This is a genomic window from Sphaerospermopsis sp. FACHB-1194 (genome assembly GCF_014696235.1).
In the GTDB taxonomy this organism is placed as follows: Bacteria; Cyanobacteriota; Cyanobacteriia; order Cyanobacteriales; family Nostocaceae; genus Sphaerospermopsis; species Sphaerospermopsis kisseleviana.
The window spans coordinates 96,319-119,633 of sequence record NZ_JACJPU010000005.1; the positions used below are offsets into that span (position 1 = coordinate 96,319).

Annotated in this window: 31 protein-coding genes and 1 pseudogene; 13 read left to right on the top strand and 19 right to left on the bottom strand. The window is 36.8% G+C overall.

The annotated features are described in order from the left end of the window. Window positions 1–36: 36 nt before the first annotated feature. From H6F45_RS04845 to H6F45_RS04855, 3 genes are read left to right on the top strand one after another with little or no spacing between them, the layout of a single operon-like run. Entirely contained in the window at window positions 37–180 is a 144-nt protein-coding gene (locus H6F45_RS04845; protein WP_190346624.1) for a hypothetical protein, read from the top strand. Between the two features lie 37 nt (window positions 181–217). Further along, window positions 218–430, top strand: coding sequence for a hypothetical protein (locus H6F45_RS04850; RefSeq protein ID WP_190346625.1), 213 nt, complete (start codon window positions 218–220; stop codon window positions 428–430). Further along, window positions 411–689: a type II toxin-antitoxin system RelE/ParE family toxin gene (locus tag H6F45_RS04855; protein ID WP_137667215.1), complete on the top strand. Its 279-nt coding sequence runs from the start codon at window positions 411–413 to the stop codon at window positions 687–689. The genes H6F45_RS04850 and H6F45_RS04855 overlap by 20 nt, the downstream gene beginning before the upstream one ends. A 114-nt stretch (window positions 690–803) precedes the next feature. Here the strand turns inward: H6F45_RS04855 and H6F45_RS04860 are convergent, their stop codons facing one another. Next, on the bottom strand, window positions 804–1,019 hold the full coding sequence (locus H6F45_RS04860; protein WP_190346626.1) for a hypothetical protein: 216 nt from the start codon (window positions 1,017–1,019) through the stop codon (window positions 804–806). 360 nt (window positions 1,020–1,379) lie between these two features. Here H6F45_RS04860 and H6F45_RS04865 point away from each other — a divergent pair, with 360 nt between their 5' ends. Both H6F45_RS04865 and H6F45_RS04870 read left to right on the top strand, forming a co-directional pair. Further along, window positions 1,380–2,036, top strand: coding sequence for a hypothetical protein (locus H6F45_RS04865; RefSeq protein WP_187039466.1), 657 nt, complete (start codon window positions 1,380–1,382; stop codon window positions 2,034–2,036). A 365-nt stretch (window positions 2,037–2,401) separates the two neighbouring features. Then, entirely contained in the window at window positions 2,402–2,638 is a 237-nt protein-coding gene (locus tag H6F45_RS04870) for a hypothetical protein (protein ID WP_137668815.1), read from the top strand. A gap of 15 nt (window positions 2,639–2,653) precedes the next feature. Here the strand turns inward: H6F45_RS04870 and H6F45_RS04875 are convergent, their stop codons facing one another. Continuing rightward, window positions 2,654–3,259, bottom strand: a complete 606-nt coding sequence (locus tag H6F45_RS04875; protein ID WP_137668816.1) for a hypothetical protein — start codon at window positions 3,257–3,259, stop codon at window positions 2,654–2,656. A gap of 68 nt (window positions 3,260–3,327) precedes the next feature. Next, entirely contained in the window at window positions 3,328–4,755 is a 1,428-nt protein-coding gene (locus H6F45_RS04880; protein WP_190346627.1) for an integrase, read from the bottom strand. A gap of 110 nt (window positions 4,756–4,865) precedes the next feature. On the opposite strand from H6F45_RS04880, the pseudogene nifH reads away from it, so the two are divergent. After that, window positions 4,866–5,327 (top strand): annotated as a pseudogene (gene nifH / locus H6F45_RS04885) (nitrogenase reductase); the annotation flags it as partial. A gap of 136 nt (window positions 5,328–5,463) precedes the next feature. Then, the gene (nifD, locus tag H6F45_RS04890; protein WP_190346628.1) at window positions 5,464–6,846 is read left to right on the top strand and encodes a nitrogenase molybdenum-iron protein alpha chain; all 1,383 of its coding nucleotides are present in this window, start codon (window positions 5,464–5,466) and stop codon (window positions 6,844–6,846) included. 129 nt (window positions 6,847–6,975) lie between these two features. On the opposite strand, the gene H6F45_RS04895 is transcribed toward nifD, so the two are convergent. Together H6F45_RS04895 and H6F45_RS04900 are read right to left on the bottom strand one after the other, a co-directional pair. Further along, a complete protein-coding gene (locus H6F45_RS04895; RefSeq protein ID WP_190346629.1) occupies window positions 6,976–7,239 on the bottom strand; it encodes a hypothetical protein in 264 nt (87 codons plus the stop codon). Between the two features lie 7 nt (window positions 7,240–7,246). Next, window positions 7,247–8,380, bottom strand: a complete 1,134-nt coding sequence (locus tag H6F45_RS04900) for an ATP-binding protein (RefSeq protein ID WP_190346630.1) — start codon at window positions 8,378–8,380, stop codon at window positions 7,247–7,249. A 386-nt stretch (window positions 8,381–8,766) separates the two neighbouring features. On the opposite strand from H6F45_RS04900, the gene H6F45_RS04905 reads away from it, so the two are divergent. Next, a complete protein-coding gene (locus H6F45_RS04905) occupies window positions 8,767–9,342 on the top strand; it encodes a Uma2 family endonuclease (RefSeq protein WP_190346631.1) in 576 nt (191 codons plus the stop codon). Between the two features lie 227 nt (window positions 9,343–9,569). Here H6F45_RS04905 and H6F45_RS04910 read toward each other — a convergent pair whose 3' ends face one another. Both H6F45_RS04910 and H6F45_RS04915 read right to left on the bottom strand, forming a co-directional pair. Then, window positions 9,570–10,148: a hypothetical protein gene (locus tag H6F45_RS04910; RefSeq protein ID WP_096568570.1), complete on the bottom strand. Its 579-nt coding sequence runs from the start codon at window positions 10,146–10,148 to the stop codon at window positions 9,570–9,572. Window positions 10,149–10,190: 42 nt separating this feature from the next. Then, window positions 10,191–10,775, bottom strand: a complete 585-nt coding sequence (locus H6F45_RS04915) for a Uma2 family endonuclease (RefSeq protein ID WP_096568567.1) — start codon at window positions 10,773–10,775, stop codon at window positions 10,191–10,193. Between the two features lie 180 nt (window positions 10,776–10,955). Here H6F45_RS04915 and H6F45_RS04920 point away from each other — a divergent pair, with 180 nt between their 5' ends. Continuing rightward, complete coding sequence (locus tag H6F45_RS04920) at window positions 10,956–12,011, top strand: hypothetical protein (RefSeq protein ID WP_190346632.1); 1,056 nt, start codon at window positions 10,956–10,958, stop codon at window positions 12,009–12,011. Between the two features lie 485 nt (window positions 12,012–12,496). On the opposite strand, the gene H6F45_RS04925 is transcribed toward H6F45_RS04920, so the two are convergent. From H6F45_RS04925 to H6F45_RS26905, 3 genes are all read right to left on the bottom strand, one after another. Beyond that, window positions 12,497–13,102 carry a hypothetical protein gene (locus tag H6F45_RS04925; protein WP_190346633.1) on the bottom strand — a complete coding sequence of 202 codons (606 nt, stop codon included), beginning with the start codon at window positions 13,100–13,102 and terminating at the stop codon, window positions 12,497–12,499. Window positions 13,103–13,675: 573 nt separating this feature from the next. Continuing rightward, entirely contained in the window at window positions 13,676–14,128 is a 453-nt protein-coding gene (locus tag H6F45_RS04930) for a hypothetical protein (protein ID WP_190346634.1), read from the bottom strand. Window positions 14,129–14,385: 257 nt separating this feature from the next. Further along, complete coding sequence (locus tag H6F45_RS26905; protein ID WP_277876957.1) at window positions 14,386–14,508, bottom strand: hypothetical protein; 123 nt, start codon at window positions 14,506–14,508, stop codon at window positions 14,386–14,388. Between the two features lie 386 nt (window positions 14,509–14,894). Between H6F45_RS26905 and H6F45_RS04935 the strand changes: the two genes are divergently transcribed. Both H6F45_RS04935 and H6F45_RS04940 read left to right on the top strand, forming a co-directional pair. Then, a complete protein-coding gene (locus H6F45_RS04935; protein ID WP_027404290.1) occupies window positions 14,895–15,119 on the top strand; it encodes a DUF433 domain-containing protein in 225 nt (74 codons plus the stop codon). A 122-nt stretch (window positions 15,120–15,241) separates the two neighbouring features. Further along, entirely contained in the window at window positions 15,242–15,586 is a 345-nt protein-coding gene (locus tag H6F45_RS04940; RefSeq protein WP_190346635.1) for a DUF6516 family protein, read from the top strand. Window positions 15,587–15,603: 17 nt separating this feature from the next. Here H6F45_RS04940 and H6F45_RS04945 read toward each other — a convergent pair whose 3' ends face one another. The 9 genes from H6F45_RS04945 to H6F45_RS04985 all read right to left on the bottom strand — a co-directional run bounded on the left by H6F45_RS04945 (window position 15,604) and on the right by H6F45_RS04985 (window position 20,725). Next, a complete protein-coding gene (locus H6F45_RS04945; protein ID WP_096572694.1) occupies window positions 15,604–15,819 on the bottom strand; it encodes a hypothetical protein in 216 nt (71 codons plus the stop codon). Between the two features lie 159 nt (window positions 15,820–15,978). Continuing rightward, window positions 15,979–16,431 carry an HNH endonuclease signature motif containing protein gene (locus tag H6F45_RS04950; protein WP_190346636.1) on the bottom strand — a complete coding sequence of 151 codons (453 nt, stop codon included), beginning with the start codon at window positions 16,429–16,431 and terminating at the stop codon, window positions 15,979–15,981. Continuing rightward, window positions 16,418–16,666: a hypothetical protein gene (locus tag H6F45_RS04955; protein ID WP_096568550.1), complete on the bottom strand. Its 249-nt coding sequence runs from the start codon at window positions 16,664–16,666 to the stop codon at window positions 16,418–16,420. Before H6F45_RS04955 ends, H6F45_RS04950 begins: the two co-directional genes overlap by 14 nt. Window positions 16,667–17,013: 347 nt before the next feature. Further along, complete coding sequence (locus tag H6F45_RS04960; RefSeq protein WP_190346637.1) at window positions 17,014–17,412, bottom strand: type II toxin-antitoxin system VapC family toxin; 399 nt, start codon at window positions 17,410–17,412, stop codon at window positions 17,014–17,016. After that, on the bottom strand, window positions 17,397–17,672 hold the full coding sequence (locus H6F45_RS04965; protein ID WP_137668952.1) for a hypothetical protein: 276 nt from the start codon (window positions 17,670–17,672) through the stop codon (window positions 17,397–17,399). Before H6F45_RS04965 ends, H6F45_RS04960 begins: the two co-directional genes overlap by 16 nt. A 17-nt stretch (window positions 17,673–17,689) precedes the next feature. Next, the gene (locus H6F45_RS04970) at window positions 17,690–18,103 is read right to left on the bottom strand and encodes a hypothetical protein (RefSeq protein WP_187039492.1); all 414 of its coding nucleotides are present in this window, start codon (window positions 18,101–18,103) and stop codon (window positions 17,690–17,692) included. Window positions 18,104–18,150: 47 nt separating this feature from the next. Further along, window positions 18,151–18,549 carry a hypothetical protein gene (locus H6F45_RS04975; RefSeq protein ID WP_190346638.1) on the bottom strand — a complete coding sequence of 133 codons (399 nt, stop codon included), beginning with the start codon at window positions 18,547–18,549 and terminating at the stop codon, window positions 18,151–18,153. Between the two features lie 48 nt (window positions 18,550–18,597). Further along, the gene (locus H6F45_RS04980; RefSeq protein WP_190346639.1) at window positions 18,598–19,902 is read right to left on the bottom strand and encodes a site-specific integrase; all 1,305 of its coding nucleotides are present in this window, start codon (window positions 19,900–19,902) and stop codon (window positions 18,598–18,600) included. A 205-nt stretch (window positions 19,903–20,107) separates the two neighbouring features. Continuing rightward, the gene (locus H6F45_RS04985) at window positions 20,108–20,725 is read right to left on the bottom strand and encodes a Uma2 family endonuclease (RefSeq protein WP_096568539.1); all 618 of its coding nucleotides are present in this window, start codon (window positions 20,723–20,725) and stop codon (window positions 20,108–20,110) included. A 112-nt stretch (window positions 20,726–20,837) separates the two neighbouring features. Between H6F45_RS04985 and H6F45_RS04990 the strand changes: the two genes are divergently transcribed. Together H6F45_RS04990 and nifK are read left to right on the top strand one after the other, a co-directional pair. Beyond that, a complete protein-coding gene (locus tag H6F45_RS04990) occupies window positions 20,838–21,044 on the top strand; it encodes a hypothetical protein (protein WP_190346640.1) in 207 nt (68 codons plus the stop codon). A 659-nt stretch (window positions 21,045–21,703) separates the two neighbouring features. After that, entirely contained in the window at window positions 21,704–23,239 is a 1,536-nt protein-coding gene (gene nifK, locus H6F45_RS04995; protein WP_096568533.1) for a nitrogenase molybdenum-iron protein subunit beta, read from the top strand. Window positions 23,240–23,315 lie beyond the last annotated feature (76 nt).

The window sequence follows — 23,315 nt, forward strand, 5'->3', positions numbered from 1 at the left end:
TGTTTTACATAAGGGATCGCTTTTCTGGTGTGTAGGTTGTGGAGAGCGATAGCTTTTCCGGTGTTATGGGTTGTGAGAGCGATCGCTTTTCCTCTGTTGGGTTGTCGGTGCGTTAGCGAAGCTTACCGCAGGTATCGCATTTCCGATGTTGTAGTTTGTGGGTGCGATCGCTTCCACTAAAAACGGTATAATACTTGTATTCTCAAGGATAAAGATAATGGAAATTGAAGAATTTAAAGCAATAATCAAAGAAAGTATCCGCGAAGTTTTGCGAGAAGAAAGAATGTTATTGTGTCAAATTCTCATACCCTATGTAAGTGACGAAGAACAAGAAGAACTAGATGAAATGTTTGGTTCACCATCAGATTATGAAGATGAAGAATTGGTTGATATGACAGAGTGGGTAAAACATGGCCATAAAATTTCGTAAGAATGCTGTTAAGTTTTTAGAAAAGGCAAATCTTGAAGATGCTGAGAAGATTCAAGAAAAAATATCTCAACTTCTAGCTTTTGTCGAAGAACAAGCCATTATTCCCTTTACAGAACTTGATATTAAAAAGATGAAGGGAGAGTGGGAAGGATTTTATAGATTACGTATTGGTAAAATCAGAATAGTTTTGACAGCTAATACACAATCTGGTGAAGTTGAAATTTTCACAATTGGTACAAGAGGAGATGTTTATAAATAAAGACTTTTCCGATGTTGTGGTTTGTGGAGTGCGTTAGCGAAGCTTACCGAAGGTATTGCATTTCTGATGTTGTGGTGTGGTTTTGATGGGTATTCAAGCAGATATGATATCACTTTACTTTTTTGGGAATGTCCTATAAGTTAAATCCCAATTTCTATTCGGCATTGCTGTAAAGTCTTCTCGATAATTGCGATTAGAAAACTGACGGAAAATTTCACCACCGATATATTGAGTATTCATCAAAAATTTACCAAGATCCAATCGTGAAAATTTTTGAGCTTCATACCGACTTTTAACATAATCAGGAAACTGTTGAACTACAAATAGCAACCAAAAATAAGTGGTATACGTAGAGGAAAAAAGACATCTCGAAACATAAATGTTTCTATATGGATAAGTGAAATTACTAAATCTGTTAAATGATATAGTTCTTTATATATCTGATTTACAGCGTTAAATAGCGGATTATATTTAAATGCACTGATGCCGCAGTTTAATCACTGTGTAATCGTTAAGTAATTATGCATAGGATGTGCAAAGGGTTATATCCCTTTTTGAATAAGCTCATCATCTACTTCGATTACAAGTTTCATCAAATCAATTTCTTCTGTCACTTTTGCACTCCGACCAAAAATTTACACTACACATTATAATTGTAAAAGTTTTTAGTAAACATGAGGATCTTTTGCTATGTCACTTTTAAAGCTACTACAGACGCTCATTTCCGGTACTCATAATCCTGAATTGGATGCGGCGCGAATAAATCATGACAGCTTGCCTCAAAGCGAATATTTTCAGGGTGAAAAACTTTCAAAAGACCAATTGGAAAGGGATAAACAGATAACTTCTCAAAGAGGTTATCAATTGGGGCGGAGTTTGATAGCAGCTATCGAAGAACATTACTCTGCTCCAGAACAACAGCGAGTTATTAATAATCTTGTGAAAGCAATAGTATACCTTGGTAATAACGCCAGGATATTTCCTGATATGGACTATAAGGATATTTGGTACACAGATTACTATGATCTAATTGAATTAGCGAAAGATATGGGTTTAGGGGATCGTACTTTACCTCACTGGCCTGAAGAATCAAATTCCTTTAATCGCTATCTAGAACTGACTACTTCTGATTTGGTTCAAATATTTCTGGGTTTTTTAGAAGAAGCTTTGCTTGATGAGTATAAATTTGGGGCAGATTTAGATAGCTGGGTTAGGTACTTATTAAGAGAAACGTTAAAATCGAGACAGCGTTTAGCTCGTGAACAACAAAAGCAGGACGAAGCTTTGCGCTTTTCTCCTACAATCTTCAAAACAACTCAGCAGAATAAAAGCAATAACAGTAAGTAAGACATATAAACGTTAAAAGGTCTTCTGGTATTGTAGTTTGTTGAGAGCGATAGCGAAACGCGACCCAAGAATCCCATTTCCGGTATTGTGGTTTATGGGTGCGATACCTTCGGTAAGCTTCGCTAACGCTTTTTTGGTGTTTGGTTATATCCGTGCTGTGCTAACACATTCAGAATATAGTGATCCGATTTGATTCATGAATTTTTCGTAGAGGCAGGGAACAGGGAACAGGGAACAGGGAACAGGGAACAGGGAACAGGAAAGAAGGCTGTCAGTATTTATGGTGAGCGAAGCCGAACCATGTACGGAGTTCTGTTCAAAAATCAAATATTAGTCCTATATGATGAAGGAAAGTGGAAAGAATAATGCAAACTTTAAACCTTGAAAAAACCATTAATGCTTGGTCATCCATTGCCGAAAACGTCTTTTTTACTCACACAGAAGAGGAATATGAACACTTAGTTGATATACTAGATTCTCTGATAGATCAAGTTGGTGAAGATGAAAATCATCCTCTTGCATCTCTGATGGAAGTCATAGGAGTTTTAATTGAAAACTATGAAAATGAACATATTCCTGAACTGCATATTCCTGAACTGTAGGAAATTATTAATTGACTATCCACCATTTTCAATCATCCAAACCAACATCCCTAAAATTTCATCTACAGGAGGTAAAGGATAATCAGCTAAATCAATAGTTACAATATCACCCTCTAACTTTAAAAATCGCCATTGTGTACCGCTACTAATTGCACCATAAACAATACTAAGAGGATTATGTTTAGCAAGATTAAATCTCTGTGCAGCTACCATCTCTGCAATACACTGTCCAAACCCAGTTCTTAAATCTGCTTTTTTGGCTTCTACAATCACAATTACAGGTGCTTCAATTTCCAACACTTCAGGAGAACGACTTAACAGAAAGTCACATATTCCATTTAATCCCACCGACTCATCAACTGTAAAATCTTCACCAGAAAATAAACTAATTTGCCGATTTAAAATTCTTCTTACTTCTAACAAAACTGGATAAATAATCCCTTCAGAACGTGCTTTTTCACTAGCAGAAGCAGCAAGGGGTAAACTTTCTGCTAAATATGCTGTTAACGTCGTAGAAGGTTCAATTTTGGCAACTTCAGGAATAAAACGCCCACCTTCCTGAGTTTTTAACCCAAAAGCTTCTTTAACCTTACCTATAGATGTAAATTGACTATAAGACATATCTTGTAACATTCCTAGTTTTATAAAATTATTTTTGCGCCTCAGTGTCTGTGAGTGAGGCTAATATCTTATCTTAACTCAATTTTCATCAAACTGTGTCCCATCTGCAATTTCAATCTTTCATTCTCAATTCTTAACCTCTCATTTTCCTGTTCCAACATTATTACCATCTCTTGCAATTCTTCAACTTTCGATTTTTTCTTAATTGCTTCCTCAATTGCAACCTTCCGATTTTCCAAACTAAACCACTTCTGATAAATGGATGTGTGCATATTCACAGAATGACCCAAATTATCAGCAGCAGCTTTAATGGGAATCCCCATTAAATGCGCTCGAATTGCCCAAGCGTGACGTAAATCATAAGGTTGAAAATTCACACCCACAAATCTAAACCATCTATCTGTACCATGTCGCGCAGCGTTGATTTCTTTACTCGTTATTTTATCTTGAATTTTCAATTTCAATAATTCAATTGCTTCTAAATCTGTTTTTAAATTAAACTCTTCTACCCAACGAGTATATAATGGTAAAGCTTCCCTTTCTCCGGTTTTACATTCTTCATTAACTCGCCATGTATTCATGGTATTATCGGCAGATAACCACCAATCTAAATCCGGTTTGACAAAAATTTCAATCGGTCTTAAACCATAAGTTGCTAACATTCCATAAACCCATCTCCACAATTTCCAATTATTTCTATCTTCTCTAGTTGTTAACTTACTTGGTCGGTTAATGGCGTAATTTTCAAACTTCAAATATTCTTTTTCAATTTCCACATCAGTGGGTATATCGCGTTTACGTTTTGCAGTAGGTTTAATTTTTAAATTGCTTAATTCAGGAACTTCTAAACCAGAACATTTACACAAAACCCGAATTACTTTAATCAATTCATTTTTCACACTATCAGAAGATTGGCAATTTTGCACAGCTTCGATAAAATTAGCATCTATCGCTAGTTTATCCTTGGGTAAATGCTTTTGAGCAATATAAAAATAACTGCTAAAAGTATTTTCACTTTTTAAAGTTTTTTTCCGAGTTTGGAAATAACGTTTCTCAAAATCTGCAATTAAATCACCAATGGTTTTTAAACTAGCTTTAATTCGAGTTTTTCCTAAATATTTATCATTCCAGTGAAATTGCCTTCTAGCAATTAACTTTCCTAATTCATAAGCCTCTTCTTCCGCAGTATTCAACCCATCAAAATTAAAAGGAATACCCAAAGAAATATCATATTGTTTTGTACCACTAGCATTTTTATCAATATCCCCTGGTTTAATAGGTAAGGTGCATCTCAACTGTAAAGAATTGCCAGATTTGCGGATATAAACACCAACATTAGCCGCTTTTAATCTACCATTAATTGCTTTTAATTCTGTAGTTAATTTTGCCGTTAGATGATTTTCTTGTTCATTTACTGCTTGCATTCTACCTAAATATCCCCCATCGGTAATAGCTGTTTGGTGAAAATCGGCAAATGCTTCCTGTGTTCTGTCCATACCCTAGATTTACCCTAATAAAAAAACCGTTCACTCTAGACAATGATTACCGCAAACATAGTCTAAAATGAACATTCTACAGCTATTTTTATGAGATAAATAATCTTTGCCGTGAAGGTAAAGCACAAGAAATCTACATCGTTACCTCTGGTGAAATGATGGCGATGTACGCTGCAAACAACATCGCTCGTGGTATTTTGAAATATGCACACTCCGGTGGTGTACGTTTAGGTGGTTTGATCTGTAACAGCCGTAAAACTGACCGGGAACACGAACTCATCGAAACCTTGGCTAAACGTTTGAACACCCAAATGATTCACTTCGTACCTCGTGACAACATCGTTCAACACGCAGAATTGCGTCGTATGACCGTTAACGAGTACGCTCCTGACAGCAACCAAGCTAACGAATACCGTGCATTAGCTAAGAAGATCATCGAAAACAAGAACCTCACCATTCCTACCCCAATAGAAATGGATGAATTAGAAGCTCTGTTGATCGAATACGGTATTCTTGACGATGATTCTAAGCACGCTGAAATCATTGGTAAGCCCGCTTCTGCAACCAAGTAGTATTCAGTAATTGAGGAATAGGAAAAAGGAAAACTCTACATCACTTCCTTTTTACCTTCCTTTCCTTCCCTACCTTGGGGATTAACTTCCCCATCCCTACCTAACCAATATCTAAAAGAGCTAATAGAGGCCAGACATGACTCCTCCAGACAACAAGAAGATTGTTGAAGAAAGAAAAGAACTGATTAAAGACGTTCTTAAAGCTTATCCCGAAAAGGCTGCTAAGAAGCGCGAAAAGCACCTGAATGTACACGAAGAAGGTAAAACAGATTGTGGTGTTAAATCTAACATCAAATCCTTACCTGGTGTAATGACCGCTCGTGGTTGTGCTTATGCAGGTTCTAAGGGTGTGGTTTGGGGTCCTATTAAGGACATGATCCACATCAGCCATGGTCCTGTAGGTTGCGGTTACTGGTCTTGGTCTGGTCGTCGTAACTACTACTTAGGTACAACTGGTGTTGATACCTTCGGTACTATGCACTTCACTTCTGACTTCCAAGAACGCGACATCGTGTTCGGTGGAGACAAGAAGTTATTGAAACTGATCGAAGAATTAGAAGAATTATTCCCCTTAAACCGTGGTGTTTCCGTTCAATCTGAATGTCCCATCGGTCTAATTGGGGATGACATCGAAGCGGTTTCTAAGACAGCTGCTAAAAAACTCGGTAAACCCGTTATTCCTGTACGTTGCGAAGGTTTCCGTGGTGTGTCTCAGTCCTTGGGTCACCACATCGCTAACGACCAAATCCGTGACTGGGTATTCCCCAGAGCAGACAAAGCTAAGAAAGACGGTACTCTCAAGTTTGAAGGTACTCCTTACGACGTAGCAATCATCGGTGACTATAACATCGGTGGTGACGCTTGGGCAAGCCGTATCCTGTTAGAAGAAATTGGTTTGCGTGTTGTTGCTCAGTGGTCTGGTGACGGTACTATCAATGAGATGTTGTTGACTCCTAATGTGAAGATCAACCTCATCCACTGCTATCGTTCTATGAACTATATCAGCCGTCACATGGAAGAAGCTTATGGTATTCCCTGGATGGAATATAACTTCTTTGGTCCTACCAAGATTGCTGAATCTTTAAGAGCGATCGCTGCTAAATTTGATTCTAAGATCCAAGAAAACGCTGAGAAAGTTATTGCTAAATATCAGCCTTCTATGGATGCGATCGTTGCTAAGTACCGTCCTCGTTTGGAAGGTAAGACAGTTGCAATGATGGTTGGTGGTTTACGTCCCCGTCACGTTGTACCCGCTTTCCAAGATTTGGGTATGAAGTTGGTAGGTACTGGTTATGAGTTCGCTCATAATGACGACTATAAACGTACTACTCACTACATTGAAAACGGTACTATCGTTTATGACGACGTAACCGCTTTTGAATTTGAAGAGTTTGTTAAAGCTCTGAAGCCAGACTTAATTGCTTCTGGTGTGAAAGAGAAGTATGTATTCCAAAAGATGGGTCTTCCTTTCCGTCAAATGCACTCTTGGGATTACTCCGAACTTGATGATGTTTGTTGAAAGGTGCGGTAATTTTAGGTTTTTTAGTTGGGCAATTTTGAGATTTTAATTTTTAGCCTAAATTGATTTTATTATGTTCTAATATAACATTGTTTATGGATAACTGCAAGTGGTAAATGTTTGATTTTATCAGTGTTTGAGGGAATTGCTTAATTTTGTTGTTTGGTGATTTGGTAAAATTGGATAATTTTTAAAATTGGATTTTTTTAGACTAAATAGTAGGGTGGGTTTAACGAGTGTAGCTGTCATGGGTAAATTATCTTTAGTTTTCTTGATTTTATCATTGAGTATTTGAGAAAGTGCGTTAGCGAAGCGCACCGAAGGTATCGCACTATAACTTCGCTCGGCTAATTTAGTAGCTGTTCTCGCATCTGCTGCACTTTCAACTATCACAATCACCTCAACCATTGACTTCTCCTTCTAATACCCAATCTTCCCCTTCAGCATCCCAAAATTCACCTGTTGTCAAGGTTTCTTTTGCCCATTCTACATCAGGATGTTCATCCAAACGTTTAGCAACTGTAAAACCTGATTTACTGTTATTTAAAATGTGGACTTGAGAAGGTGCAAGTGCATCAATTATATAAGGAGAATGGGTAGAAAAAATAATTTGTAGGTTAGGATTTTCTGCGATAATTTCTTTAAAAACTGTCATTAATTGACGTTGTGCCTGGGGATGAAGTCCCTGTTCCACATCATCTAATAATACTAAATTAGGTTGAGTAGGATTCATTAATACAGTTAATAATCCTAAAGTTAACATTGTTCCTTCGCTAATTGCATGGGCGGGAATACGTTCACCTGTATTCATATCTAACACTACTTCTTGTCCGGTCATTTCCTGAGTTTCATCATAGGAAATAGAGCGACCATCAACTTCTATTAAGCGTTGACGAATGACTGGAACTTTTGCCCGTTTAATACCAATTTTTTGGACATTTGGTACAACTTTTTTTAACATTTCTTCTATAATTTTAAATTTATCTGGTGCTTCATCACGGAGAAAATCTAAGGTAGGTGCTAATCCTGATCCATCAAATTCTACTCTGGGGGTAATTTCATCACTATAAGCTGGTTTGGCGAGATTATTGGCAGCTAATTTGAGATAAACTGTATGTCGTAAAGACTTACGAATTACATCTGGAGAATTACTGAAAGAACTTGTCCATCCTGCTAAATTTTCTTTTGTTTCATTTATTATATATGATGCTGTGGGATGCCAATAATCATTATTTTCTTGTTTCCAATTATAGGCAGCTTGCCAATTTTGGCGATTTTTATAACCCCAAAAACCACTTGCAGTAACAGACATATCTTTTTCACCAATTGTTGTAATAAATTGGGGCAATTTATCATACTGAAAAATATTTTTAAAGGGTGAGGCAGTTAGTCTGCTGAGATTATGTAATGCTTGGAGAACGCTGGTTTTACCAGCACTATTTTTTCCTACAAGTCCATGTAATTGGGAGTTATCGAAACTAAACTCTGTTGATTTATGGCTTTTGAAATTATGAATATTTAGGCTTTGTAACATATTGTTGGTTTTATTTGTTCTCTTTTTATTTGAATCCCTTGAGGTGCTTTTATTTCTTTCATTGATGTTATCCATTCTATAGATTGATTTCTAGATGTAATATATTAAGATTAACTTCAATCATAATTTGCATGATGAATTGTTTCTATCTAAATATTAGATTAACATAGTATAACACAGCACTAAGTTATCCTATTATGCCTTAACAAAAATATACACTTAACCACCAATCAAGATGAGGATTAGTCTGTAACTTGGGTTAAGCAACAATACAACCCAACATTATTTAAAAAACAATAAATCACATCCTGTAAATCCCAAAATCCTGGACATCCTGATTCAGACAAATGCTACAATTAACAAATCACCACAAGGAGTAAAAAACTATGCCCATCATGACAATTAAAGATGTGGAAAAACTACAAAGTGCAATCAATGAGGCTGGTTTAGATTATGATCTAGAATTAGAAAATGGGAGCATTTCTATTATGGGTCCATCGGATATCGTTTCTAGTGAAATTGGTATTCTTTTTAGCCGACTATTAGCAAACTGGGTTTATCCCCGTCGTTTAGGAAGAGTTTTTGATTCTGCGGGTGGTTTTATTTTACCAGATAGCAATTTAACAGCACCAGATGTTTCTTTTGTGCGTGCTGCAAGGTTGCGTCAAAGTCCCCGTTATTTTGGTGAACTTGTGCCTGATTTAGTAGTAGAAATTAAATCTCAAAGTGATAGAATTAAAACCTTAGAAAAAAAAGTTATCAATTTTATTAATTTGGGTGCAGTGGTGGGAATTTTAATTGATCCTGATGAAGAAACTGTTACGGTTTATCGTTCGGAAGGTGAACCAATGGTTTTTAACAACAATGATGTTTTAACTATTCCTGAACTTTTACCAGGTTGGGAATTACCTATTTCTGAATTATGGCCTCCTGTTTTTACTGAGGAAGAAATAGAAAGTTAGTTTTAGTTGATTTTCAAATTATGTGTAAGTTGGTAAGGTGTGTAAAACAGATAAGTTAGTAAGAAAATGATTAAATTTATAATCTTTATCATCTGATTATAATCTGACACACCTTTAGGCAAAAGTTAAGAAATAAACGAACCACAGAGAACACAGAGAAATGAGGTTTTAAGAGAGATTTTCATAATTCTTTCTTGGTGGAAATCTTCATATTCTTTTGTTTTCCTTTAATCAGGAAAAGCTAAACCAGTGCGCGGATCACGAATATATAAACCTAGTGTTAAACTCCGCATTACTTCATCCCAAACAGGTGTTAATTGTTCTGCTTGATCCGCCCAATAATCAAAGGTAATTAAACATTGAATATTAGAACCTAAACCTACACAAATTCTAGAATATGCTTCTCTAGGTTCTGCTTGGGTATCAATAAATTTAATTTGTCCCCACATGATTTTTGCTGTTTGGCGTTTAACTTGTATGATTTCCCCTGTTTCAATGACATCACGCTTATCATCTTCTATGATTTTTTTTAAGGTGCGTTTGAGGGGGAATAATGTCCAATCATTGGGGGGTAAATGATTATAGGAAATTTCTAAACAACAATCATCATTAGGTGGTTTTTTATCTGTGAATTTAAAGGATTTTTCTTTGGGTTCAAATACCCAATCTTGGGGAACGTTAAACCGCACTGCACCCCTACCAGCGACAAATATTTTATAATCTTCAGGTCCTTCCCAATGATGGTTTGGATCTAGTTCGAGGGTTTCTTTAATCCATTGCAGGTTGCTTTTTTTACGCTTGGACATAATTTTCATGTTCTCCTTTGTTTCTAGATTTAAGATTCGAGTTTAATTTTCTGTTTCTGTCTCTAATTCTACACCTTCATATAATAATTCAATGGGAAATTCAAATTCAATGCTTGATAATGTAATTATATCTCCAGTCGTGTAGGGATAGTAAAGCCACATTCTCCCTTCTCCTCGACAATAACGCTCAACATATATTCTTTCCGAATCAATTAAAATATATTCTTGTAGGGAGGGAATTGTTAAATAATATCTGAATTTTTCTCCTTTATCTTTATTGGTTGTACTGGGAGAAAGCACCTCTACAATTAATTGCGGATGTTGAATAAATTTGCGAGCGTTGATATCTTCATGGTGACAACTAACAACAAGATCAGGATAGAAGTAGATGCTGTTGGGATTAACTTGTACTTTGACATCTGATACGTTGACTCGACAACCTTGAGGATGGACATGAGAATATAAAGGTCTGTAAAGATTGAGAGCAATATCATTATGGGGAATTGTACCACCAGTCATGGCGAAAACTTCGCCGTTGATGTATTCATAGCGAATATCTTGGTTAAGTTCCCATCTGAGATATTCCTCAAAGGTCATTTTTGGCTGTTTTTGGGGAATGGCTATCATATCAGAATTTTGAGAAGTTTGTTTTGATTATAGCTACAAATTTAATATTTTTTCTTGATTCACTGGCTGGTTATGTTGATGATTGCATTTCTTTAGAAAGATTTAAGATCCAGCAGTATTCCTGTTAATGACAATACACCGTAAAATATTAACGAACGTGATTTTTATGACATTTTTCCAATGAAAAACAAATTGACTTCTAAGCATCCTCGACTGTTGCAGTTGGTTGTGAGTGTTTTAGTGTTTTTTTTCGTTTTCACAACTGGGGTAAAAGCAGAAACTGCGAGTTCTACAGCGCCAGTCACTTTTGCTGCTTATGGTGATATACCTTATTTGGTGAAGTTGGCAGATGGTAGGACTGATGAGCAGGTTTTAATAGAAGATATTGCGCCAAAATTTCGTGAGAATGATGATATACCTTTTGTGATTCATCTAGGTGATCTTGGTCGTCCACAAGAAGCTTGTTCTGATGCTTGGTTGGAGAAGAGTCAGACTTTTTGGAAAAATGAAATAGTTAAACCAGTGTTTTATACACCAGGGGATAATGATTGGACTGATTGCGATCGCGAAAACCTCAAGGTACGACAATCAGAGTTAGAAAGATTGAATGCTATTCGACGGGTATTATTTAGTCAGCCTAAAAGTGTCAATCCTGAATGGCGATATGAACAACAAAGCAGTTTACCAGAAAATGAGACTTGGTTTTATAAAGGTGTCCGGTTTGTAACGCAACATATTGTGAGTACAGATAATGGTCGGACTGAGATATTTCTTGATGATCCTCAGACAGTTGAAAAACTGACAGATGCACGAGATAAAGAAAATGAAATTTGGCTCGATCATGCTTTTGATTTAGCTAAAAATAGTGATACATCTGCTATAGTTGTAGCGACTCAGTTAGATCCTTTTGCTCCTGATGGTAGCACCGGAGATGTGTACAGCAGATGTTTGAATAACCATGCTTACAAAGGATTTTGTGAACAGTTAGAGACATTGGCAGCAAAGTTAGATAAACCTGTTTTATTGCTGCATGGTGATACCAATGCTTACTGTTTTGATCAACCTTTTCCTGTGGCTAAAACTCCAAAATTATGGCGTTTAAATGCACCTGGTGATTTTAAGGTGATTGATGCTTCTTTGATTTCTTTTGATCCCACAAGTTCTGCACAACCTTTTAAAGTGACTGGACTTTTATCAGGTCAAGTTCCTCCTCAAGTCTGCGATTACAGTAGATAATTAATATCAGACGATCGCTTTTTTTGAATTAATACTTAATTAATTTGATAATTTGGCGATCGCATAACACAATGCAAATGTCACACTTTTTGAGTTGGCAAAGGTGCTAATTTTTACCTATTCTGGTTGACAGTTTTATAGCCGTAGACAGAGCAGTTAGGACATCAATGAATCATGAAACTCTCAACCCAATAGACATCTCCAGAAAAGAAATTATGGAACTTATTTATGGGGGCAGGGCGAAGCTTATGGAATATCTAGATGTCTGATTTTTCCGTTAAATTATCGCCCATAAGCTTCGCCCCTACAACTTATGACAAATTAATACATTCTATTTTGGAGATGTCTAATAGACATCATAATTGCACAGAATATTGCACAGAATGTAGAGAAGAGAGTTCTTACCTATGGAACATCTCTATATCTCTACAGTGATTTATGTTTAGTTTCACCAACCTGCTATTTTTCTGATGAAACAGGTGATTTTAATCTTTGTAGGGCAGGGAGGAATGGTGTACTACAATACGCAGTTTACCATTGGTATCCTTGATGAACTTCCAGGTTTTGTCCACTGTGGTTACTTTACCAGTCTTGTCAGTAATTAAGACATTGCCCATTGTTGTAGCTACATTACCAACAATGAAGATTCCAGCGTTGCGAATTTCTACCTTTCGCCATCCGTTGAGGGCAAAGCCAGTATCATTAGGGAAAGAAGAATCGTCGCCCACGAAATAAGCCAATGCACCTTGGCGTGTTGTGCGGAAAGTCTGTGGTGCTTTTGTCAAAGTTGGCTTGAACAGCACTGCACCCATCTGATAACCATAGGCTTGATCAATAATCTTCTCGGCTAATGCCTTAGCTGCGGCTTTTCCCTTCTGATCGTAGGTGGTGGAGATGGCGACTAATGCATCTCCCCAGGCTTTTTGGGCTGCCAGAACTTCAGACTCAGTGATGGTCATATTGACTACTGAAGTTGAGGGGGTTGATGAGTTGGAATTAAGGATGATGTTATTAACTTGAGCTTGAGCTATTGACGGAGTAGCAGCTAACAAGGCCATAGCAGCAGCGGTGACGGAAAGATTGATTCGCATACTTATAAAAAAAACCTATCGGTTATATTTAACGATCACATTAAACCACATTAGAAATCTGGTAAAAATTATCGTAGGGACAATTCATAAATTGTCCATATAATGTCTATAGATATCTATTGTTTCAATAAACTCTATTAATACTTAGAAACTAATTTAAAAGTTACTTAGTGCTTCCAAAATATCAATGAAGATATCGTCAAGTTCTCCTATTGCTGCTAATTCTATTGCTTCTTCTGGTTTTCAGCACCCCCTAATTATTATTTTTGCAAAAAGCTCAAAGGGCAGAATTTAAAGCCCAAAAAGCAGAAATATCTGATGAAAAAGTTCAAGGGTTAGCAGCAAATTTGCAGGAATTAAATATTGATTCAGATACAATTTAATTTAAATCAGGACTTACGTAAAAGGGAACGAAAGTAGGGGTAATACCCTTCGGAAAGCAAGCTACATGAATTACCCCTACACAAGAATAAGGTTTTAAGTCACATCTTGCGTAAGTCTTATAAATGTCTTATAAATGTCTTATAAATATCTAATAAATATCTAACTTTTCCAGGAAGTCGGGGATCTAGTCTAGTTGTAATCTAGTTTGTGGTAAAATTTTCTAATCACAGGTGAAACCTCTAAACTCACTTCTGCATTTATTTGTTGGGTAGAAAGAAGGAAACGCCTTTTTAGGGATTGAATACTAGTAACTATTAGCTCATAAACCTGATGACTATTTTCCAGTTCACTTAATAAAATTGAGCCATTTTGACTAGCTATAAAATGTAGTAATTCTACTTCTGATGGTGGCAAAATATCTAAACTTTGCTCTAAAAAAGCCGTTAGTTCAATATCTATAAAAGGTTGATCTAGCTGCAAAAATTTATTGGTGTCACCTGCAAATAATTCCTGAATAAGATAACCAATTATTTGTAAATATTGGGGAGTTCCTTGATAAATATTCAGCAATTTTTGATAATTTTCTTCATTTTTCAAGCCAAATTTTTTAAGAATGTTTACACCATCATCATCTAATCCCAATAATTCCAGGGTGAAAACATGACTATGATCAGTTTGTGGTTTAGATAATTCACGAATTTCCTCACTACTATTGCCATTATTGAGGTAACAGGACTAACAGGTAATTTAGGATCTAATAACTTTATTGTTATAAATTAATTACCGTCAAATTAGCCACTTTATTTGAGTCCGATCGCTTATCAATAGAGTTATTCAGATCCCCGACTTCTTAGAGAAGTTGGGGATCTAAGCGAGGATAAATTACATCCTGTCAACTATCAGACAAATTCCCACAGCGATCGCTCATCATTAATTATCCTCAAATTAGCAACCTCATCCTGTAAATCCTGAAATCTTGGAAATCCTGATTCAGACAAATTCCCACAGCGATCGCTCATCATTAATTATCCTCAAATTAGCAACCTCATCCTGTAAATCCTGAAATCTTGGAAATCCTGATTCAGACAAATTCCCACAGCGATCGCTACCAATTAATCACCATCAAATTAGCAACCTCATCCTGTAAATCCTAAAATCCTGGAAATCCTGATTCAGACAACCAGAGCGATCGCCACCAATTAACCACCGAGTCCCTCATCCTGTAAATCCTGAAATCCTGGAAATCCTGATATGGCTTGCGCCACGCTACGCTATCAGACAATTAATCAGCGTCAAATTAGCAACATCATTTACAAACAGATCCCTCATCCTGTAAATCCTCATCTAGCTTGCACCACGCTATCAGACAAATGCTACAATTAATCCGTAACGACAAGAAGTAACCAAAATGGAAAGTAGAATCACTATTCATCCAGACATTTGTAATGGACGACCCATTATTACTAATACTCGAATTTCTGTACAAACAATTATGGAGTTTTTAGGCGCTGGTGATTCAATTGAGGAAATTCTGGAAGAGTACCCCTCTCTACAACGAGAAGATATTTATGCTTGTATTCAATTTGCAGCAAAGTTGATGGGGAATCATTATCAAGTGAGAAAAATCGCATGAATGGGTTTTTATTCGATGAAATTTTAGTGGCTGATCATCAGTTAATTAATGTTTATTTGGATCAGATTGAAGCTTTTAAATAATTAATGTTTGATACTAGAAAGCGATCGCTTAAATAGAATATGTCACTCAACAATTACCAAGCTGATATTCTTATCGTTATTCAAAAATACCTGAATCAAGGGTGGATTATATCTTTTAATTTTTCCTTAGATGCTAGATCAAACTATGTCGGGTTTATCCAGGGAAATTTAGGCTTTTTACGGGGGAGTCGCTTATTTTTCAAAGAACATATTGATCTACAAGAATCATTAGCAAAGCTCTCTTATTCATTCCATTATCAAGACAATGAAAACAACTTAATATTTCGCTATGATAATGCAAAACACAAACCTGATTTGGGCTACGCAGATCATAAGCATATTAAAGATGAAATTATCCCATCTAAAATTCCAGAGCCTCTGTAAAGGAAAATCTTTGAGGTTTATTCATGTTCCTTTTGTTTATCAGCTTCTAGCAGTTGGGCTAGTTGATGTGCAGCAGCATGAGAATTTAGCGGGGACACAATAGAATAAGTTGCTCCCTGTTCTAATGATGGTTCTTCATCTTTAGCTAATTCTGATACTAGAAACTGCATAACTTTTAGCTTATCTGCACGAGTTAAATTTCGCAGGGTGGGAAATAGTTCTATGGCGTTCATAATTTTCATGGTAGAGAGAATTTTATATTTCTATTTTTCCACAAGTTTCATGATTGTGGGTTAGTGAAGCTCACGGTGCGATCGCATTTGTTATGACTGGATGGTTTTAAGTTGTCTTGATTTTATCATTGGATATTTAGGATGAGGCGATCGCACAAATTACTCTGATTCTTGTGGATCATCTTCAGGAGGATGTAGACCGCTTTCAACCCATCTTTGTCGAGATTTTTGAATAAATTTTTCTCCTCGACGTTCATCATTTAGATCAAGACGTTCACAAGTTGCCCTTCCTGTAGGAGTCGTACCAAGAATACACAAACCGTCAGATGTCCAAATAAAATGTTCAGACCAAATTTGCTGACGAGGGTTAAATAAAGGAGTTTCTTTTCCCGTATCAGGATCAATACCTGTAGTGAAGTTGTAGCGTCTTTCGTTGCAACGACGACAGGCCAGAGCAAGATTATCGGGACTATCCGTACCTCCCAGAGATTGGGGTTGCAGATGGTCAATGGAAAGGGGTGCTGTGCTGAGAAGTTCAGGGTAGTGACAGTATTCACAGCGACATTGAGCGCGTTGTCTCACCTGCTCATAAAGAGATTTAGGAATGGGCATTTTCTTGAGCAGCAACAGCAGCGTTAATATAACTGAATATGTCGTCAAGTTCTCCTATGGCTTCTAATTCTATTGCTTCTTCTGGGGTGAGGGTATTCAATTTATTTTTATCAAGGAGTTCTTGCATCCGTTCTCCTAGTTGATCGGTAAATTTGAAGAGGGTGAGGTTATTAATACGCTTGATACAGATTCCTTCTGGTAGGAATTGGGAGGGTTTAACCAGTGTAGCTGTCATTGGTGGATTGTTTTGAGTTTTCTTGATTTTATCATTGGATATTTAGGATGAGGCGATCGCTCATTTTAGTTTGGAGCTTGGAAAGTGCGATCGCTTTTTGGGTTGAAAAAACCCAACATTAACTTATCTAGGGTTTGCTGAATAAACCTAAAACCTTGATATATCAAAGGTTAGAGGCTGATAAACACAGAAATTAGTGCAAGGGTTTGGAAGGGTATACCGGAAAAAGTGTGCATTTTTTGGGATTTCAAGAGATGGCAAAGAAATTTTCAAATCTCCTCCTGACTCCTGACTCCTGACTCCTGACTCCTATGCCCTCACGGAAAGACTTTCTCAGCAACCCCTATCTATTCCCAATCTTCATATTTCAAACTTTCAATACGGCTAAATTCACGGGTATTGTGAGTAACTAGAGTGAGATCATTTGCTAATGCGATCGCCGCAATTAACAAATCATTAGAACCAATGGGAATACCTAAAGAATCCAGACGAGCGCGAATTTGTCCAGCAATTTTTGCCGCTTGACGATCTAGGGGTAAATCAACAAATTCAGCAAGTAAATTTTCTAAGTGAGATAAGTTTTTATTAACATTTGCACTTTTGTAAGCTCCATAATATAGTTCGCTGTACACCACAGTACAAATATAAATTTCTTGAACAGGAATTGATAAAAGTCGTTTAGTAACAGGTGAATTTCGAGAATTGAGAATTTGAATACAAGCATTTGTATCTAAGAGATAGGCCATTGAATTTCCTCCCGTTCTTCAAACTGAAGCTGTTCTGGAATTTCAATCATTTCACCTTCCCAACTACCTATTACTTCTTCTAAAAATCTTCGAGAATATCCTAACTCTTCTGGAGATTTATTTTCAGATTTTAATGATGTTTTGGCAATACGTTGAAATACAATCACCATTTCTAATTCTTCATTAGCAAACTCAGGAGGAAGTTCGATTTTGACTATCCTATCATTACCAATTTGTGCTTTAATTTTCATGCTTTCCATAGACTTATCTCCTTAATCTATAACCGTTGATAATCAGCTTTTTCAGCAGCAATATAACCTTCAATTTCTTCTCGATTAGCATGATAATAAGTTAAAGCTGCATACACCTGAACAAGAGTTACATGAGTCATGCGTTCAGTGATTTCTTCCGCATTTAATCCCATTTTGTACCAAGCAGCTGAATTACCTTGAGTGGCTTGGGTTTGTAAATATGCCATAATGATGATAGCAAAAGGATTTTTACTTTGTGCTAGGGTATCATGGCTATAATCTAATAGTTTAACACTGGGAAATTGCAAATGAGTGGTAAATCCCCACTGACTATAACCATAAGATGCTGGTTTCCAATTGGGGTTATCATCTCCTAAAACTGCGAAACTAAAGACTTTAAGACGATAGCGATTAAATAAACGATGATTATAAATAGACATCTCCACAATAGAATGTATTAATTTGTCATAAGTTGTAGGGGCGAAGCTTATGGGCGATAATTTAACGGAAAAATCAGACATCTAGATATCCCATAAGCTTCGCCCTGCCCCCATAAATAGGTTCTATAATTTCTTTTCTGTAGATGTCTAATATACATCCTTTCCGCAAAATCGTCTTGTTCTTGTCCTTGTATTTCTATGTGAATCAGAACTAACGCTTTTTCTCCATTCCGCAGGGTGACTTTTACCAGTTTATCCGCTAAACGTCTTCCTGTTTCTGCATCTCTAATTAGTTCTTGTAATTCGGTGTCTAGAGTTTCATATCCTTTTTCCCAGTTAATATCTTGATAAACTTCAGGAAAACAGTATTCTATAAATTGTTCTAGATAAACTGTAATCGCTTCTTTCCACGCGCTGTCATAGTCTGAGTTTGGTTGGTAGTTCATCCCTGAAAATATATTTTTTGATATCCTGCAACTATAACATATTAAATCCTAAAAACTACCTTTATAAATCATTTCAATTTTTAATTTTTCTAACTCAAGTTTTAACCTTTCATTCTCCATCTTCAAAACCAAATTTTCATCCTTAATCACCTCAACCTCATTCCGCTTACTCAAAGCTTGATTTATTGCCAATTTCCGCATATCCAAAGAAAACCAACGTTGATAAGTTTTCGTGTGAATCTGCACACTATGACCTAAATTATCTGCTGCTGCTTTAATCGGAATCCCTAAAATATGCGCTCTAATTGCCCAACCATGCCGTAAATCATAGGGTTTAAAATCTAAACCGATTTTCCTAAACCACCAACTAACTCTTTGAATTAAAGCGGTAATTTCTGCATGATTATTTTGATCTTTTTTACTAATTGCTGTCACCAACATTTCTAAATACTGGGGATTTCTTAAATCAAATTCCTCAATCCATTCTTTATATAAAGGTAATGCTTCCCTTTCTCCCGTTTTACAATCTTTATCAACCTTCCAAGTTAAATCTATATTTTCATTACTCAACCACCAATTAACATCAGGATTAATAAAAATCTCACGGGGACGTAAACCAAAAACCGCCAACATTCCATAAACCCAACGCCAAAGTAACCAGCTATCTTTTACATCTTGATTAACTTGTTTACCTCTATTATTTTCATATTCTTCAAATTTATAAAACCCTGCGACTATTTCCTTATCTGTAGGAACATTTCTAGAGTTAGTTTCTGGGGTTTTAGCATAGTTAGTTAAGTTAATTTCAATCTTAAAAAGTTGACAAAATACAGAAATAGCCCTCACAGCATTATATCGCGCCCATTCCTTATCAATTTTCTCAATTGCATGAATAAAATTTTCCCCAATTGCTAAATCATCTGCATTGGTATAGCGTTTGATTCGAGTATAATAATAAAAGAAAGTATGCTCACTTTTAGTTGTGCGTTTATGGGTTTTAAAATATTCAATTTCAAACTGTTCTAATAATTCGCCAATAGTTGGTAAATCATTTTTTCTAGTTTCCTTCCCTAAATATTTATCATTCCAAACAAAGGTTTTTCTGGCAATTAACTTTCCTAACTCATAAGCTTCTTCTTCTACGGTTTTTAATCCCTCCAAGTTAGCAGGAATGTTTAAACTGATGTTGTATTGCTTTTTACCTGTTTTTCTGATATCAGCATCTCCTGGTTTCAGGGGTAAAGTTGCCCGTAATTGCAGACATCCATTAGATTCCCGAATGGTAACTCTGGCCTTTGCAGACTTCAAACGCAGATTTACTAGCTGTATTTCTTGTGTGAGGTTGGTTTTCATGTTGGGTTTGTGGCGATCGCATCAAAATAAACAAATAAACCATAAAGAATTAATTCAAAACCCCTTGTTCTGGATCTTGAATTTGTGAATCTTGCATTTTTAATTGTTTATTAGAATAAACTTAAACCCGAAATAAATATGTTAACTGCAAACATCCAGAAAACAGATACCAAACTTCTACAATCATTTCAGTATCTCGACAATATTATACATTATAAATTTGACTAGCTTTAATGACATCTTCAACCGTAATATTTAATTCAGGAAAAGTAGGAGAAATAATTTTATCTGTACCTGTAAATGCTGTTTGTTGATATTTACCATCAACCAATTCATAAACAAACACCGTTGGTAACTTAGGATTTCCTAAATAACTACGAGAAGCTATAGCTAAATAATCCACTATCCAATATTCCTTAATTCCCAAATTTTCATATTCTTCTAACTTATCAACATAATCATCTTCCCAATTTGTTGATACTACTTCTACTGCTAATGGAATTGGTTCAATTAAAGCACCATAAGCTGTAACATTAGCATTCCATAAAGATGCAAGAACTACGCTCACATCAGGATTTCTTCCCCTCTGTTCTCCTTTATTAGTAATAGTTCTAATAACTATATCTTTATCTACAATATAATCAAGCTGTAATCGTTCACTCTCTCTATCAAAAGCCTTTACCAAAAATCTGGCTACATTTTTATGCGCTCTAATTGCTTCCACTTTAACAATTTCTCCGTTAACTAATTCATAAATACCATCATCAGGACGTTGTTGTAAGAATTGTATAAAGTCTAGTTTAGTTAAAGTTGTGATGCTCATAGTGTCTTCACTCAACTATCTGTAAATATTATTATAGCACTTGTCTGAATCAGAATGTCCAGGATTTAAGGATTTACAAGATGTTATTAGTTTGGTATCTAATAAATAGGGGTTGCTGAGAAAGTCTTTCCGTGAGGGCATAGGAGTCAGGAGTCAGGAGTCAGGAGTCAGGAGTCAGGAGTCAGGAGGAGATTGGAAAATTTCTTTGCCATCTCTTGAAATCCCAAAAAATGCACACTTTTTCCGGTATACCCTTCAAAACCCTTGCACTAATTTCTGTGTTTATCAGCCTCTAACCTTTGATATATCAAGGTTTTAGGTTTATTCAGCAAACCCTAAATATGCCATTATGATTTATTCCTGCTGGTTTTAACTGTAGTTTCATAATTTGCTATAAATCATCTTTCCTTAGAAAATTCTCGATAATTGGCACTATTCTATTAATTAATCAATCTTTGTTTGATTTGGATTTCTCCCCAATTAATATTAATCATTCTCTTCTCTTGGTGTATATTGTAATTTTAGCTTAATTGTAACTTAATTTCAGTTTAAATACAAACATTAAGCATTCACAAACTATTAAACCATTAATAAAAATACTCCGGTCCTTACCACGGTTACGACGGATTCGCAATCTTCGCTCGTGACATGGATTTGGCACTCAACAGCCCAACCTGGGGATTAATCGGCGCTCCCTGGAACAAGTCTGCAAAGAAAGCTTTAAGAAAAGCTACAGCAGCAGTCTAGGTAACAACAGAGTAGGGGCAACCTTGGCCGGATAGGAAAAGTCTGGGGTTTCGCCCCAGGGGGGAGTAGGGAATTCAAAATTCAAAATCAAAAATTCTCAGTGTTGAATTTTGCATTCTGAATTTTGAGCCACATTCCCCACTCTCCACCAAAAACCGGCGGGAAAACCCCGCCTCTACCTAACCAAAAAATCACTGAAACACAACACACAGCAAGCTTGGAGAACTAGAAATGCCTCAGAATCCAGAAAATATTAAAGACCACGTTGAGCTATTCCACCAGCCAGAATACCAACAACTGTTCCAAAACAAGAAAGAATTTGAAAACGCTCACACCCCCGAAGAAGTTCAACGGGTTGCAGAATGGACAAAGACCTGGGAATATCGTGAAAAGAACTTCGCTCGTGAAGCTTTAACCGTTAACCCCGCTAAAGGTTGTCAGCCTTTAGGTGCTATGTTCGCTGCTGTGGGTTTTGAAGGCACTCTTCCCTTCGTTCAAGGTTCTCAAGGTTGTGTTGCTTACTTCCGTACACACTTAACCCGTCACTATAAAGAACCATTCTCCGGCGTTTCTTCTTCCATGACTGAAGACGCTGCGGTTTTCGGTGGTCTGCAAAACATGATTGATGGTTTGGCTAACGCTTACGCATTGTACAAACCCAAGATGATCGCAGTTTGCACCACCTGTATGGCTGAAGTTATCGGTGATGACTTAGGTGCGTTTATCACCAACGCTAAAAACGCTGGTTCAGTTCCCCAAGACTTCCCCGTACCCTTCGCACATACTCCTAGCTTCGTAGGTTCTCACATCACCGGTTACGACAACATGATGAAGGGCATTCTTTCTAACCTGACCGCAGGTAAGAAGAAAGCTACCAGCAATGGCAAAATCAACTTCATCCCCGGTTTTGACACCTATGTAGAAAACAACCGTGAAGTTAAGCGCATCGCTGAATTGATGGGCATTGACTACACCTTGTTATCTGACAACAGTGATTATGTTGACGCACCTAACGACGGTGAATTCAATATGTACCCCGGTGGTACAAAGTTAGAAGATGCAGCAGACTCCATCAACGCTAAAGCTACTGTTGCTCTTCAAGCTTACTCCCTGAGCAAGACCCGTGAATACATTGCTAAGGAATGGAAGCAAGATGTTTGTGTTGCTCGTCCTTGGGGTATCAAGGGTACAGACGAATTCTTGATGAAACTCAGCGAACTAACTGGTAAGCCCATTCCTGCTGAATTAGAAGTAGAACGTGGTCGTGCAGTTGACGCTATGACCGACTCCCATGCTTGGGTACACGGTAAGCGTTTCGCTATCTACGGTGATCCTGACCTAGTTTACAGCGTTGTTAGCTTCATGTTAGAAATGGGTGCTGAACCTGTACACATTTTGGTTCACAACACCAACGAAGTATTTGAAAAAGAACTGCAAGCACTGTTAGATTCTAGCGAATTTGGTAAAGACGCTAAAATCTGGGGTGGTAAGGACTTATGGCACTTACGTTCCTTGTTGTTCACCGAACCCGTAGACTTGTTAATCGGTAACTCCTACGGTAAGTACCTGTGGCGTGATTGTGGTGTACCTTTAGTAAGAATCGGTTATCCCATCATGGACCGTCACCACTACCACCGCTATGCAACCATCGGTTACAAAGGTGTAATCAACTTGTTGAACTGGGTTGTTAACACAATCTTTGAAGAAATCGATCGCAACACCAACGTTGCTGGTAAGACCGATATTTCTTACGACTTAGTACGCTAAGAATATCAACAGTCAGGTGTTAAAAAACATCTGACTACTAGCAAAACAACAAAGAATAAATGGGGATTGGGTATTA

Bases quoted from the DNA above. Each gene is read 5' to 3' on its own strand.
- H6F45_RS04850 (WP_190346625.1), top strand. From the start codon at position 218: ATGGAAATTGAAGAATTTAAAGCAATAATCAAAGAAAGTATCCGCGAA.
- H6F45_RS04855 (WP_137667215.1), top strand. From the start codon at position 411: ATGGCCATAAAATTTCGTAAGAATGCTGTTAAGTTTTTAGAAAAGGCA.
- H6F45_RS04865 (WP_187039466.1), top strand. From the start codon at position 1,380: ATGTCACTTTTAAAGCTACTACAGACGCTCATTTCCGGTACTCATAAT.
- H6F45_RS04870 (WP_137668815.1), top strand. From the start codon at position 2,402: ATGCAAACTTTAAACCTTGAAAAAACCATTAATGCTTGGTCATCCATT.
- H6F45_RS04875 (WP_137668816.1), bottom strand. From the start codon at position 3,259: ATGTCTTATAGTCAATTTACATCTATAGGTAAGGTTAAAGAAGCTTTT.
- H6F45_RS04880 (WP_190346627.1), bottom strand. From the start codon at position 4,755: ATGGACAGAACACAGGAAGCATTTGCCGATTTTCACCAAACAGCTATT.
- nifD (WP_190346628.1), top strand. From the start codon at position 5,464: ATGACTCCTCCAGACAACAAGAAGATTGTTGAAGAAAGAAAAGAACTG.
- H6F45_RS04900 (WP_190346630.1), bottom strand. From the start codon at position 8,380: ATGTTACAAAGCCTAAATATTCATAATTTCAAAAGCCATAAATCAACA.
- H6F45_RS04905 (WP_190346631.1), top strand. From the start codon at position 8,767: ATGCCCATCATGACAATTAAAGATGTGGAAAAACTACAAAGTGCAATC.
- H6F45_RS04910 (WP_096568570.1), bottom strand. From the start codon at position 10,148: ATGTCCAAGCGTAAAAAAAGCAACCTGCAATGGATTAAAGAAACCCTC.
- H6F45_RS04915 (WP_096568567.1), bottom strand. From the start codon at position 10,775: ATGATAGCCATTCCCCAAAAACAGCCAAAAATGACCTTTGAGGAATAT.
- H6F45_RS04920 (WP_190346632.1), top strand. From the start codon at position 10,956: ATGAAAAACAAATTGACTTCTAAGCATCCTCGACTGTTGCAGTTGGTT.
- H6F45_RS04925 (WP_190346633.1), bottom strand. From the start codon at position 13,102: ATGCGAATCAATCTTTCCGTCACCGCTGCTGCTATGGCCTTGTTAGCT.
- H6F45_RS26905 (WP_277876957.1), bottom strand. From the start codon at position 14,508: ATGATGAGCGATCGCTGTGGGAATTTGTCTGAATCAGGATTTCCAAGA.
- H6F45_RS04935 (WP_027404290.1), top strand. From the start codon at position 14,895: ATGGAAAGTAGAATCACTATTCATCCAGACATTTGTAATGGACGACCC.
- H6F45_RS04940 (WP_190346635.1), top strand. From the start codon at position 15,242: ATGTCACTCAACAATTACCAAGCTGATATTCTTATCGTTATTCAAAAA.
- H6F45_RS04945 (WP_096572694.1), bottom strand. From the start codon at position 15,819: ATGAACGCCATAGAACTATTTCCCACCCTGCGAAATTTAACTCGTGCA.
- H6F45_RS04950 (WP_190346636.1), bottom strand. From the start codon at position 16,431: ATGCCCATTCCTAAATCTCTTTATGAGCAGGTGAGACAACGCGCTCAA.
- H6F45_RS04955 (WP_096568550.1), bottom strand. From the start codon at position 16,666: ATGACAGCTACACTGGTTAAACCCTCCCAATTCCTACCAGAAGGAATC.
- H6F45_RS04960 (WP_190346637.1), bottom strand. From the start codon at position 17,412: ATGGCCTATCTCTTAGATACAAATGCTTGTATTCAAATTCTCAATTCT.
- H6F45_RS04965 (WP_137668952.1), bottom strand. From the start codon at position 17,672: ATGGAAAGCATGAAAATTAAAGCACAAATTGGTAATGATAGGATAGTC.
- H6F45_RS04970 (WP_187039492.1), bottom strand. From the start codon at position 18,103: ATGTCTATTTATAATCATCGTTTATTTAATCGCTATCGTCTTAAAGTC.
- H6F45_RS04975 (WP_190346638.1), bottom strand. From the start codon at position 18,549: ATGAACTACCAACCAAACTCAGACTATGACAGCGCGTGGAAAGAAGCG.
- H6F45_RS04980 (WP_190346639.1), bottom strand. From the start codon at position 19,902: ATGAAAACCAACCTCACACAAGAAATACAGCTAGTAAATCTGCGTTTG.
- H6F45_RS04985 (WP_096568539.1), bottom strand. From the start codon at position 20,725: ATGAGCATCACAACTTTAACTAAACTAGACTTTATACAATTCTTACAA.
- nifK (WP_096568533.1), top strand. From the start codon at position 21,704: ATGCCTCAGAATCCAGAAAATATTAAAGACCACGTTGAGCTATTCCAC.